This is a genomic window from Nocardia araoensis NBRC 100135 (assembly GCF_000308435.1).
In the GTDB taxonomy this organism is placed as follows: domain Bacteria; phylum Actinomycetota; class Actinomycetes; order Mycobacteriales; family Mycobacteriaceae; genus Nocardia; species Nocardia araoensis.
In genome coordinates, this window is the sequence record NZ_BAFR01000189.1 from 84,507 (window position 1) to 97,659 (window position 13,153).

At 68.3% G+C, this 13,153-nt stretch carries 10 protein-coding genes; 5 read left to right on the plus strand and 5 right to left on the minus strand.

The window, feature by feature from the left end; translation table 11 throughout:
• The first annotated feature begins 24 nt into the window (after positions 1 to 24).
• Genes ON21_RS25135 through fadD11 form a run of 4 tightly spaced genes read left to right on the plus strand, consistent with a single transcriptional unit; the run spans position 25 to position 5,790 of the window.
• Positions 25 to 1,527: an aldehyde dehydrogenase family protein gene (locus ON21_RS25135; protein WP_039801529.1), complete on the plus strand. Its 1,503-nt coding sequence runs from the start codon at positions 25 to 27 to the stop codon at positions 1,525 to 1,527.
• The gene (locus tag ON21_RS25140) at positions 1,524 to 2,990 is read left to right on the plus strand and encodes a flavin-containing monooxygenase (protein ID WP_039801531.1); all 1,467 of its coding nucleotides are present in this window, start codon (positions 1,524 to 1,526) and stop codon (positions 2,988 to 2,990) included. Before ON21_RS25135 ends, ON21_RS25140 begins: the two co-directional genes overlap by 4 nt.
• A complete protein-coding gene (locus ON21_RS25145) occupies positions 2,987 to 3,964 on the plus strand; it encodes a short-chain dehydrogenase/reductase (protein WP_169332728.1) in 978 nt (325 codons plus the stop codon). The genes ON21_RS25140 and ON21_RS25145 overlap by 4 nt, the downstream gene beginning before the upstream one ends.
• Positions 3,961 to 5,790, plus strand: a complete 1,830-nt coding sequence (gene fadD11 / locus ON21_RS25150; RefSeq protein ID WP_039801533.1) for a fatty acid--CoA ligase FadD11 — start codon at positions 3,961 to 3,963, stop codon at positions 5,788 to 5,790. Before ON21_RS25145 ends, fadD11 begins: the two co-directional genes overlap by 4 nt.
• 15 nt (positions 5,791 to 5,805) lie before the next feature.
• Here the strand turns inward: fadD11 and ON21_RS25155 are convergent, their stop codons facing one another.
• The 5 genes from ON21_RS25155 to ON21_RS25175 all read right to left on the minus strand — a co-directional run bounded on the left by ON21_RS25155 (position 5,806) and on the right by ON21_RS25175 (position 11,721).
• The gene (locus ON21_RS25155) at positions 5,806 to 6,378 is read right to left on the minus strand and encodes a GNAT family N-acetyltransferase (protein WP_083880870.1); all 573 of its coding nucleotides are present in this window, start codon (positions 6,376 to 6,378) and stop codon (positions 5,806 to 5,808) included.
• Between the two features lie 112 nt (positions 6,379 to 6,490).
• Complete coding sequence (locus ON21_RS25160; RefSeq protein WP_157170960.1) at positions 6,491 to 6,721, minus strand: hypothetical protein; 231 nt, start codon at positions 6,719 to 6,721, stop codon at positions 6,491 to 6,493.
• 167 nt (positions 6,722 to 6,888) lie between these two features.
• On the minus strand, positions 6,889 to 8,316 hold the full coding sequence (locus tag ON21_RS25165) for a phytoene desaturase family protein (RefSeq protein WP_039801537.1): 1,428 nt from the start codon (positions 8,314 to 8,316) through the stop codon (positions 6,889 to 6,891).
• 28 nt (positions 8,317 to 8,344) lie between these two features.
• Positions 8,345 to 10,165, minus strand: a complete 1,821-nt coding sequence (locus ON21_RS25170; protein ID WP_083880871.1) for a DUF3556 domain-containing protein — start codon at positions 10,163 to 10,165, stop codon at positions 8,345 to 8,347.
• A gap of 98 nt (positions 10,166 to 10,263) precedes the next feature.
• On the minus strand, positions 10,264 to 11,721 hold the full coding sequence (locus ON21_RS25175) for a class I adenylate-forming enzyme family protein (RefSeq protein ID WP_039801538.1): 1,458 nt from the start codon (positions 11,719 to 11,721) through the stop codon (positions 10,264 to 10,266).
• 170 nt (positions 11,722 to 11,891) lie between these two features.
• Between ON21_RS25175 and ON21_RS25180 the strand changes: the two genes are divergently transcribed.
• Positions 11,892 to 13,118, plus strand: a complete 1,227-nt coding sequence (locus ON21_RS25180; protein WP_039801617.1) for a PucR family transcriptional regulator — start codon at positions 11,892 to 11,894, stop codon at positions 13,116 to 13,118.
• The last annotated feature ends 35 nt before the right edge of the window (positions 13,119 to 13,153 follow it).

Here is a 13,153-nt window from a genome sequence, read left to right on the forward strand (position 1 = left end):
TCGCCGACCGAGCGAGACGCCCCGATGAGCGTCTCGACCAACCACCCCGCACAGTCCGTACTGACGACTTTCGACGTGCACGATCCGGCCACCGGCGAGGTGGTCGGCACCTATCCGATCCACGACCGCCATGCCGTCGACACCGCCGTCGCCGACGCCCACCGGGCCGCGATCTGGTGGCGCGATCTCGGCTTCGCCGCACGCGCTCGGCATCTGAACGCCTGGCGCGCCGAGATCGCCTCCGGCCGTGACGAACTGGCCCGGATCATCCACCGGGAAATGGGCAAACCGATCTCCGACGCCAAGCTCGAGATCGCCATGGCGCTCGAACACCTCCGATGGGCGGCCCGCAACGCCGAGCAGGTACTCGGTCGCCGCACCGTGCCGTCGAGCCTGCTGACGTTGAACCACGCGGCCACGGTCGAATACCTCCCCCTCGGTGTGGTCGGCGTCATCGGACCGTGGAACTATCCGGTCTTCACTCCGCTCGGCTCCATCTCCTTCGCGCTCGCCGCCGGGAACGCGGTGGTGTTCAAGCCGAGCGAGTACACCCCCGGCGTCGGGTTGTGGCTCGCGGAAGCGTTCGCCCGCACCGCGCCCGCCGAGCCCGTGCTACAGGTGATCACCGGACTCGGCGATACCGGAAATGCCCTGTGCCGCAGCGGTGTCGGCAAGATCGGATTCACCGGGTCCACCGCCACCGGCAAGCTGGTCATGGCCGCGTGCGCGGATCATCTCACGCCGGTGCTGATGGAGTGCGGCGGCAAGGACGCGCTGATCGTCGACGCCGACGCCGACCTGGACGCCGCCGCCGACGCGGCGGTCTGGGGCGGGTTGTCCAACGCGGGGCAGACCTGTCTGGCCGTGGAGCGCGTCTACGTCCATGCCGAGGTCTACGAGGAGTTCCTGGCCAAGCTGGTGGCGGCGGCGCAGCGAATCGAAGCGGGCGGTGCGGATCCGAAGATCGGACCGATCACCATGCCGAAGCAACTGTCGATCATTCGCCGCCACATCGAAGACGCCGTTGCGCGCGGCGCGCGGGCCGTGCTCGGCGGCCCGGACGCGATCGATCGCCAGTTCGTCCAGCCCACCATCCTCGTCGACGTCCCCGAAGACGCCGCCGCGGTGACGGAGGAGACGTTCGGCCCCACGCTGACGGTCACCAAGGTCCGGGACATGGACGAGGCCGTGGAGCTGGTCAATCGCTGCGTGTACGGGCTGGGCGGCACCGTCTTCTCCCGCCGCAACGGTCGCGCCATCGCCGACCGCATTCGCGCGGGCGGCACCTCGATCAACGCCTTCGTCGCGCACGCCACCATCCCCGCTCTGCCGCTCGGCGGTGTGGGCGCCTCCGGATTCGGCCGCGTCCACGGGCCGGACGGGCTCAAGGAATTCGCCTACGCCAAAGCGACGACGCACCAGCGCTTCCCGTCCCCGCTCCCGCTGACCTCGTTCCGGCGCGACCACCGCGTGGACACGATCGTCGACCTGCTCATCGCCGTCCTGCACGGAAGGAAGCGCCCGTGACATCCGACAGAATCGAGCACACCCCCGTCGCGATCGTCGGCGCGGGACTGGGCGGCATCGGCCTGGCGATCAAACTGCGCGAGGCGGGATTCGACGATCTGGTCGTCCTCGAACGCGCCGACGATCTCGGCGGCACCTGGCGGGCCAACACCTATCCCGGTTGCGCCTGCGATGTGCCGTCCCACCTCTACAGCTATTCCTTCGCGCCCAATCCGGATTGGTCGCGCACCTATGGGCGGCAGCAGGAAATCCTCGACTACATCCGCTCGGTGGCCGTCGAGCACGATGTCGTCCGGCACATCCGGTTCGGCGCCGAACTACTCGACGCCCGGTGGGACGAGCAGCGTTCGCTGTGGCGGATCGAAACCTCGCGCGGCGCGCTCACCGCGGACTTCCTGCTTTCGGCCGCAGGGCTTTTCGCCGAAGCGAAGTACCCGCGGCTACCCGGCATCGACTCCTTCGCGGGCACGTCGTTCCACTCGCTGCACTGGAACCACGACCACGATCCGACCGGCGAGCGGGTCGCGGTGATCGGTACCGGCGCGTCGGCGGTGCAGTTCGTGCCGGAGATCCAGCCGAAGGTGGCCCGACTGCTGCTGTTCCAGCGATCGGCCCCCTGGATCGTCCCGCGCATGGATCGCCGCACTCTCGAACTCGAGCGGCGGCTGCTGCGCCGTATCCCGCTGGCGCAACGCGCGATCCGCGGCGGGTTCTACGCGGCGATCGAGACGTTCGGGCTCATCTCACTGGTCGATCAGCGCTTCCGGCATCCGTACGAAGCGCTGGGCCGATTGCACTTGCTGCGGCAGGTCCGCGACCGGGACCTGCGCAAGAAGCTCACCCCCGACTACGTCATCGGCTGCAAACGAGCCATCTTCTCCGACACCTATCTACCGGCGCTCGACCAGCCGAACGTCGACGTGGTCACCCAGCCCATCGCCGAGATCCGGCCGCACTCGATCCTGCTGCGCGACGGCAGCGAGCATGCGGTGGACACCATCATCTTCGGCACCGGCTTCACCTCGATCCCCACCGCCTACGAGCGCTACGTCGGGCGCGACGGGCGAACGCTGGCACAGCTCTACCGTGAGCGACCGCAGAGCTATCTCGGTGTCGCGGTGTCCGGGTTCCCGAATTTCTTCTGCACGCTCGGTCCCTTCGGCGCCGCAGGCAACCAGTCCGCGATCTACATGATCGAATCCCAGATCGCCTACATCGTCGACGCCCTGCGCAACGCGCGCTCCCGCGGAACGCGCCGGATCGAGGTACGACCGGAAGCGCAGGCCGACTTCGTCGCGGAGATGGCCCGCCGTAGTTCGTCGACAGTGTGGCTCACGGGCGGATGCCAGAGCTACTACCAGACGCCGGACGGGCTCAACGCCGGTCTCTACCCGAACTGGAGCTTCGAATACCGGCAGCGCACCAGCCGATTCGACACCGGAGCCTACGAGGTGACCGCGTGATCGGCGACATACTCCGGATCGGCCGGGGGCGGCGTGGTCTTTCGGTCGCGGGCCGCGTCGTGCTGATCACCGGCGCGGGCCGCGGCATCGGCCGCGAACTCGCGGGGCTGCTGCACCGCGAGCAGGCCTCGATCGTCCTGGTCGACCTCGATCGAGACGCTGTCGACGCGGCGGCCACGGCACTGGGCGACGGAACTCTCGCGATCGCCGCCGACGTCGCCGACCGCTCCGCGATGCGGACGGTCGTCGACCGGGCCGTCGATCATTTCGGCCGCTTGGACGTGGTGGTGGCCAACGCGGGCGTGGTGCCCCGGCCGGCGACGGTGCGCACGCTCGACGGGCCGGACTTCGACCGGGTGATGGACATCAACCTCACCGGCGTGTTCAACACCGTGCGCCCTGCGCTCGACCACGTCGTCGCCGCCGGAGGTCATGTGGTCGTGGTGTCGTCGTGCGCGGCGTTCGCGCCCGGCATGGCGGGGGCCCCGTACATGATCAGCAAGGCCGCGGTCGAACAGCTGGGGCGGGCGCTGCGCGTGGAATTGGCGCCTTTCGGCGCTTCGGCGGGCATCGCCTATTTCGGCATCGTCGAGACCCGCATGACGCACGACACCCTCGATCACGACGAACTCGGACGTGAACTGGACGATCTGCTGCCGTGGCCGTTGAACGTGCGCATCTCGGCGGCACAAGCGGCCGAGACCATCGCGGACGGAATCGAGCGGCGGGCTGCGCGCACCATCGCACCCGCGGGGTGGGAGCCCTACGCGCTGCTGCGCGGGGCGGTCAACGTCGTGCTCGACAGCGCGCTCGCTCGCGACAGCCGCGTGCACGACCTGTTGCGCAGAGTCGAAGCGCGCACGACACCATCACCGTACGCAGGCGACGACGGCTCGCGTTCGCCCACCGCACCTCCACTCAGCACGGTCCGGCCGCAGCATGCGCCATCCGACCCGAAGGAATCCATCCCGTGAGCACTCCACGCTTCGACACACTGCCCGCCGCCTTCCAGCACAACGCGGCGGTCGATCCGGACGCCATCGCGCTGCGCACTCCCGGCGACGCCGCCACCCTCACCTGGCGCGAGTACGCGACGCGGGTCCGGCTGATCGCCGCAGGACTGGCGGGACTGGGGGTCCGGCGCGGCGACACCGTGGCCCTGATGATGTCCAACCGCATCGAGTTCTATCCACTCGAGGTCGCAGCGCAGCACCTCGGCGCCACCAGTTTCTCGGTGTACAACACCGCGTCCCCGGAGCAGATCGCGTACGTCCTCGGCAATGCCGGTGTGCGCCTGCTGATCTGCGAGCCCGGCTATGTCGAACAGGTCCGCGCGAGCGGCGCCGCGCTCGACCACATCGTCTGTGTCGACGAAGCGCCGGAGGGCACCTTGTCGGTCGCCGACGTCATCGCCGCCGGAGCGGACGACTTCGACTTCGACGCCGCGTGGGGCGCGGTCCGGCCCCATGACGTCGCCACGCTGATCTACACGTCGGGCACCACCGGAGCCCCCAAAGGGGTGGAGACCACACACGCGAACCTGATGTTCGAGTGCTACGCCGTCGACGAGGTGCTGGGAATCCGCTTCGGTGACACCATCACCTCCTACATGCCGACCGCGCACATCGCCGACCGGCTCACCGCGCTCTATTTCCAGGAAGTCTTCGGTACCCAGGTGACCTGTGTCGACGACCCGACCCGGATCGGCGCCGCTCTGGCCGACCTGCACCCCACGATCTGGGGCGCCGTTCCGCGGGTATGGGAAAAGCTCAAAGCGGGAATCGAATTCGCGGTCGCCAACGAACCCGACGAGCAGCGCAAGGCCGCATTGCAGTGGGCGTTGACGGTGGCCGCCCAGCGCAGCGCGCATCAATCGAACGGAGAGCCGGTCCCCGAATCCGTCACCGCCGAGTGGGCGCGCGCCGACCGGCTCGTCCTGTCCGGGCTGCGCGCGAAACTCGGTCTCGACCGCGTGCGCTGGGCGATGTCCGGCGCGGCCCCCATCCCGGCCGAAACGCTCGGATTCTTCGCAGGCCTCGGGATCCCGATCGCCGAGATCTGGGGCATGTCCGAACTCACCTGTATCTGCAGCGTCAGCCACCCCGACGACGCCAGGCTCGGCACCGTGGGCAAACTGCTGCCGGGCATGCGGGCCAGGATCGCCGACGACGGTGAATTCCACGTTCGCGGCCCGCTGGTGATGAAGGGCTATCGCGGCGAGCCCGGCAAGACCGCCGATGCCGTCGACTCCGAGGGCTGGCTGAGCACCGGCGATGTGATCACCGTGGACGACGACGGATATCTCCGGGTGGTGGACCGCAAGAAGGAGCTGATCATCAACTCCGCGGGGAAGAACATGTCGCCGACCAACATCGAGAACGCGATCAAGGCGGCGACACCGCTGATCGGGGCCATCGCCGTGATCGGCGACGGTCGGCCCTACAACACCGCACTGGTCGTCCTCGACGCCGAAACCGCCGGGCCGTACGCCGCGCGCCACCGATTGCCGGACTCCTCGGCGGCGGCCTTGTCGGCCGACTCCGGCGTCATCGAACAGATCGCGGCGGGCATCGCCGCGGGCAACACTCGACTTTCCCGGGTGGAACAAGTCAAGCGGTTCCGTCTCTTGCCCACCTTCTGGGAGGCGGGCGGCGACGAAGTCACCCTCACCATGAAACTGAAGCGCCGGGTGATCGCCGAGAAGTACGCCGCCGAAATCGCCGAGCTCTACGACCCCGAGCTCCGCCCCGATGTCCACGAACCCGGCGCGACTGTCGCCACCACGGTGACCACCGGGTGAGCGAACCGCCGACGCTCAGCGCTCCTTGACCCAGTACATTCCGCGACCGGACTCGGCGGGCGCACGCTTCTCGCGTGGCTCGATCCGGTCCAAGCGGTAGCCGAGCCGCCGGGCCACCGCGGCGCTTCGGACATTCGCCTCGTCACAATGGATCTCGACCCGGTCGACGCCCGGCAGTGCCAAGGCGATGCGGGTCAAGGCAGCTGCGCTGCGGGTGATCACGCCTCGCCCGCTGTGCGCGGTGTGACACCAGTAGCCGATCTCCACAGCACGCGAGCCGAGGCGGTCGTGCAGGCCGATCGCACCGAGCACGCTGCCGTCGGCGTCGAAGATGCCGAAGTTCCAACTGCCCGCGGCGCTGGGCCAGCTCTCGTCCGTCTCCCGGCCGAACGCACGTTGACTCTCCAGCGTCGCCGGTTCGGCGAGCCAATCCATCCAAGGGTGGATCTCGTCGAACGAGGCGTTGATCGCCTCGAGTCGCGGCCGCACATCCTCCGGCAGCCACCGCCGCAACAGCAGTTCTTCCAGTTCTATCCGCTCCGGTGGCCCGACGCCCGGTGCGAGCGCCGAGCATGGTTCGACGTCCATATCGATATCGTCGTTGCTCCACGCGCCGCCGTGCAAAGCAATTTCGCACGCACGCGACCGGGCCGCGCCGGGTGGCTGCCGCGCGGCGCGGCGGCCGGGCGGCGCCGATGTCTCAGGCGCCCCGGAGGCGGACTTCGGCGTCCAACTCGGCGGCGGCCTCGGCCAGCGCGGTCCCGTCCGGGTCGGCTCCCACCCGATCGGTCAGTTCGGCGCGCGACAGGATGAGCATTCCGCGCGGTTCGGATCCGGAACCGCGTTCGACCTTGATCTGTCCTTCTTCCAGGACCAAGCGTGCGTCCGGCTCTTCGGTGGCGAGCAACCGACTCAGGTCGTCCTGGGTCACGCGACCGAAATGATGAGCGCTGCTCGGCGTCGAGTCTGCTGCGTGCGTGTTCTCGGCATCCATGGTGACCGAATGCCCTGGTGATCTCACGGGAAACCGGCTGGTCGCCAGGGACCAGCCGGCGGCGCCGCCCGCGCCCGCGTCAGGCGAGGGCGACGGCGGCCCCGCTACAACGGCTCTTTCCGTCCCATGCGCCGAAGAGCCCGCTGCGCCGCATTGACGCCGCACATGCCGTGTGCCCCTGGGCCCGGCGGTGTGGCCGCCGAGCAGAGGTAGTGACCCGGCACGCCGACGTCGTAGGGCTGCAGAGTCCGGCGCGGACCGAACAGCAACTGCGGAATGTCCTTCGCGCCGGTCATGATGTTGCCGCCCACGAAATTGGGGTTGTACTCGGCGAATCCCACCGCGCTGCGCACGCTCGTTCCGACTATGCGGTCGCGAAAACCCGGAGCGAAGCGTTCTATCTGGGCGGTGATCTCCGCCGTGGCATCGCCGGGATAGCCGTAGGGGACGTGGGCGTATGCCCAGATCGGATGGATGTCGCCGGCCGAACGTTGCGGATCGGCGAGGTACTGCTGGCCCACCAGTACGAAAGGTCGCTCGGGCATCCGGCCACGATGGATCTCGCGTTCGGTGGCGGCGATCTCGGCGAAGGTGCCGCCGAGATGCACCGTCCCCGCCCGGCGCGCCGCCGCCGCGGTCCACGGCACGCCGCCGTGCACCGCGAAGTCCACTTTGCAGGCGCCCGGTCCGTAACGGAACCTTCGGTATGCCTTCCGGATTCGCAGCGGCAGGCGATCGCCGAGGATGTCCGCGACCGCGGTCGGCGCCAGGTCCCATATGGTCAGCTCCGTCGGCGGCAGATCGGACACCGATCGCACCCGGACACCCGTTTCGATCTTCCCGCCGAGGTCGCCTAGTGCCGCCGCCATGGCGTCGGTGATCCGTTGCGATCCACCCGCGGCGACCGCCCAACCGTAGGCGTGGCCCGCGGTGAGGATGCCCAGGCCGATACTCGCGCTGAGCGGCCGGTGCAGCGGATGGAAGGCATGAGCGGCGACGCCGCCGAACAATCCCCTCGCCTGCTCGGTGCGGAACAGTCCGGCGAGCAGCGTGGCCGGGGCCACGGCGGGAACGCCGAAGCGGGCCAGCCGCAACGGGTGGCGCGGCAGGCGCAGCAGTGGCCGCATGATGTCGGCGCTGGTCCGGTCGTACCCCGCCGCCGTCCGCTCGAACAACAGCCGCCACACCCGGCCGTCGCCGCCGAGTCCGGCCGCGGTCTGCGCGACCGAGCGCAGCAGGACGCCCGCGGTGCCGTCGTCGAGCGGATGAGCGCAGTCGATCTCCGGCCAGGCCCAGGACAATCCGTAGCGCTCCAGGTCGAGACCGCGCAGGAACGGAGAGCCGACCGCCATCGGATGGATGGCCGAGCAGTGGTCGTGCAGCAGGCCGGGCACGATCGCCTCGCCGGTGCGGGTGCCGCCCCCGATCTCCTCGGCGGCCTCCAGCACCGTGACGTCCACTCCCGCGCGGGCCAAGGTGATGGCCGCGGCCAACCCGTTGGGGCCGCTGCCGACCACGACTGCGCTGCTCATGTCGCTCTCCGTCCCTGGTGGCCTGCGCTCAACCGACCGTCTGCGGCACGAGTGCCCGGGTCGATCCGACCGGAGGCACCGGCACCGTGTAACCAGCGCGCCGCCAGGTCACCTCGTGCGGGATCGGGCCGTCGGGCAGCCACGGCTGCGCCTCGACCGCGTCGCGCACCCGCCAGGTGCCGCGTTCGACGACGCCGAGCGCCGCGTCGATCACCTGGTACTCCTGGACCCCGCGATGGATCGCCTGGGATTCCACCCACACCACGATCCATTCTCCCGGAGCGAATCCCACCCGGGACTGCACGGCCTCGATCAGATCCAGATTGTGCAGGTGACCATCGCCGAAGTTGAAGCCGATCAGCGAATTGCAGCCGAATTCCGCTTCCCGCACGGTCCAGCGATCGATGTCGGGAATGTGGTCGTACAGCAAGGAGAACAGGCCGCGTCCTTGACTGTGCATCGAGCGCCACGCGATCGTCTGCTGCATGGTGATCTCCGCGACCGCGGGCGGGTAGCCCATGGCCCGCAGCTGGTCGATCTGGTTCCGGGTGGGCCGATGCGCGATGGTGTTCAGCTTCTCCTCCGCCCCGGGCGCGAAGGCCCACAGCGCCGACGCCCAGTTCCCGGCGTACTGGCGCATCGACGGCAGGAACGACACCAGATCAGGGCGCAGGTTCCCGAGGATCGGGAAGAACGCCAGCGCCGCCACGATCGCCACGGCCAGCCACGGCGAGGAGATATCGGTCACGCCGTAGCCGCCGCCGTTGGGGAAGCCCAAGAACAGGAAGACGGTCAGGTAGGCGAACAGCACATTCCACTCCAACGGCACCGCCAGTGGGAACGTCGAGGTGATGAACGCGTGGAACACCACCATCAGCACCACTCCGGCCAGCGTCAGCCAGTGGTTCGTGGAGAACAGCAGCACCAGCGGTGTCACGATCTCGACGGTCGTGCCGCCGACGTGAGCCATGAACGAGGCGACCTTCGACGGCCGGATGTCGCGCGGGAAGTCACGGTAGTGCAACCGCTTGATCCACTTCGCGGGCACGCCCGGGCTGTTGGAGATCATCGGCGGCACCACATTGCCGAAATGACGCCCGAACTTGGACACGCCCGCTCCGATCCACACCGCGCAGATCAGCAACTTGGCGGCGATGATCATGTCGACGAACGGCAGCACCGTGAAGAACACCAGTGCGGGCAGATACTGCTCACCGCGTGCGGTCAAGAAGATCGTCTTGTCCCGCAAGCCGCACAGCACGTACAGCACGATCGGAGCGATGAGCAGCGCCGGATTCACCAAGCCGGAGGTGTTGTCCGGCAGGACCGCGCTCAGTGCGGCGCTCGGCACGCCGGGCAGCACGATCGCCGCCAGCAAGGTGCCCAGGAACGCCAGGTACAGCAGTACGTCGACGACCGTGCGGGTATCACCGCCGGTGAACGGCACCCGTCGCCACGGCCGCAGGCGAATCGTGCCTGGCCGGGCGTAGAACAGGATTCCGCCGGTCATCGGCTTGAACTTCCCCGCGAGCGGCCCCCAGGACCCGGCGATGCCGAGCGCCTCGATCAAGACGGTCCACAACACCAGCTTCTGATAGACGATCGGCTCGTTCCACCACGCCGCGACATCCCAGAACGGGCCGACGCCGGAAGTCCAGGTCGCGACGGCGACGCCGCCCAGCGCCGAGACGAGCAGGACCTTGAGCAGATAGATCGTGTGGATCATTTTCGGCGAACCGAAGCCGTATTCCACCCAGTGCAGAGCCAGCGTTCTCATCCGCTCCCGCAACGGCAGGTCGAGGAATGTCGTCACGTCGACGGGCGGGAAATCCGCTGTTTTGAATCCCATTGTTCGGACCTTTCTTATCCGATGAATCGAGCGCGTGCGAGAACCCGGACGAATCGGGTTCGATCATGCGGTTTCCGCTCGTCCCGAGCGGACTGTTTCTAGGCCGTTGCGGCCGCGAGTGCGCGAAGCCTTCTTTTGTCGATCTTTCCCACCGCATTCCGCGGCAGCGCCTCGGTGAGTTCGATCGATACCGGCACCTTCACGCGGGCGAGGGACTTCCGGCAGTGCTCGACGAGCTCCGCGGCGTCCACCCACGCGTTCGGCATCGTCACCACATAGGCGACCGGGACCTCGCCGAGAACCGGATCGGGAGCGCCCACCACCGCGGCCTCCAAGACGGCAGGATGGGCGTGCAGGACGTTCTCGATCTCCTTGGGGTAGATGTTCTCGCCACCTCGAAGGATCATGTCCTTGATCCGATCGACCAGGACGAGATATCCGTCCGGGTCGAAATAGCCGACATCGCCGGTGTGCAGCCAGCCCTCGATCACCGTCCGCGCGGTCGCCTCGGGCCTGCCCAGATAGCCGCGCATCACATTCGCCCCCCGGATGACCACTTCCCCGCTCGTCCCGGTGGGCACGACGCGGCCCGCGGCATCCATGATCGCGACGGCCTGCCCTGGCAGCGGCCGCCCGACGGTGCCCGGCTTCCGCGGTCCCTCCGGCGGATTCAGCGTCGACGCGCAGGTACCTTCGGACAGTCCGTAACCTTCGACGATCGGTACACCGAAGCGCGTTTCGAACCGCGCGATCAGTTCCGCGGGCATCGGCGCGGCCCCGCAGATCGCACGGCGCAACGACGAAGTGTCCGGCGTCGCGCTGCCGGGCTGCGCGACGAGCATCGCGTAGATCGCGGGGACTCCCGAAAAGTACGTCGGGCGAACACGTTCCACGATGCCGAAGAACGCCGAAGCCGAGAACCGGCCCGCGATCGTGGCCCGGCCACCGGCGAGCAGCGGCGACAGGACACTGACCACGATCCCGTTGACGTGGAACAGCGGCAGGATCAGCAGGCTGTGATCGGTCTCGTTCAAAGCCAGCGCCTCGACCAGCATCTCGCACATCGCGGCGATGTTGGCGTGGTCGAGCACCACTCCCTTCGGTCGGCCGGTGGTGCCACTGGTGTAGATGATCAGCGCCGCGGCGCCGGGATCCACCGGCGCCGGTTCCGGCCCGGCCATGTCGGGGCCGAGCCCGGCGACCTCGGTCACATCCAGCGTTTCCCCTCCGCGCCCGCCTTCGGTCACGACCACCTTCGCCCGGCAGTCGCTGACCTGATAACGCACCTCCTCGATCGTCGAATCCGGCTTCACGGGACTGACCGCCGCACCCAGCCGCCACGCCGCGAAAAGAATGACGACGAATTCGAGTCGATTCGACAATACGAGCGCGACGACATCTCCTTCGCCGACACCATTCGCGGACAGAACAGCGGCGGCCGAGCGCACCCGTTTCTCGAAAGCTTGATTGTCGAGTTGCTCGCGATCATCCGCGATGCAGGGTCCGGACGGATCCCATGTCGCCCTGACCTCCGGAATTTCCACAACGTGCTGCACTTATATCCTCACCTACCTCGGGGTGACGGGAATTACACTCCAAGTTAGATTCGGTGCCCGGACCCGGCTACGGGCCGGCATCCCAGAGTTTCCACCGGCCTTTGTACCGATGGCACAAAAGAATGCGGAATGCCTCCGAGCCGCCGCACCGATTCCGGTACGGTCCCGGCATGAGCGAGGACGTGGACACGACCATCCGCGAGGTCGCCGGACGCGTCAAAGCCGATCTCGATCGCCTGACCTCCGAGATGACCGCGATGTTCGCCGAGGTGATCCCGGAATTCCGCCACGACGACGAAGTACGGCGGCTGATGATCGCCAGCACCGCGTCCAACCTCACCGCGATCCTCGACATGCTCATCCTGAGCATCTCTCGCGACGACATCACCGTGCCGCCCGCCGCCGCCGAGTACGCCCGCCGGTTCGCCCAGCACGGGATGTCCCTGGAGGCGCTGCTGCGCGCGTACCGGCTCGGCGAGCACATGTTCATGCAGCGGACCATCGCCGTACTCCGGCACGCCCAGACCCCCGCCGATCTCGCCCTGGCGACGACCAGCCGGGTCGCCGTGCTGGTCAACAGCTACATCGACCAGGTCATCGAAGGCGTCATCGACATCTACGAAAGCGAACGCCGTCGCTGGGACGCGCGTTCGGACAGCACCCGCGCGGCCCAGATCCGCGCGGTGCTCGACACCGAGAACCTCGACGTCGCCTCCGCGGAGGAAATGCTGTCCGCCTCACTACGGGGGTGGCATATGGCCGCCGTCGTCTGGGTGCGTGAACCCGTCGCCGCATCGATCGAACTGCTGCGCGCCGGGACCTCGATGCTCGCCGCCGCGACCGGCAAGCACCCGCTGACGGTACTGGTCGACGAGCAGAACTGCTGGGCGTGGATCTCGTCGGTCGGCAAGCCGTCGCTGGACGCCGACCGGCTCGAGCGAGACCTGCGGCGGCGCCCGGGAATTCGCGTCGCGATCGGTGATCCCGGCGCCGGACTGGCCGGCTTCCGGCAGACCTTCCGCGACGCCCAGCGCGCTCGCAGCCTCGCGTTGCTCGCCGATCCCGACCGCCCGCTGACCATGCATTCCCGGGTGGCGCTGTCGAGCCTGCTGATCGACCATCTGCCCGATGCGAAGGCGTGGGTTCATCGGGTGCTGGGCGACCTCATGCGCGACGACGAGACCACCGCTCGTCTGCGTGAGACGGTGCAGACGTATCTGGAGGCCCGCGGCAGCCTCACCGACGCCGCGGCGCGCATGCACGTCCACAAGAACACCGTCCACTACCGGATACGCAGGGCCGAAGAAGTGCTCGGTCATCCGTTGACGGTGAACCGGCTGGAGACCGAAGTCGCGCTGATGGTCTCCGAGCAACTCGGTCTCGGCCGCGCGAAGTGAGCCCGGGTCGCGGTGCGCCGATGCGCGACACGGCG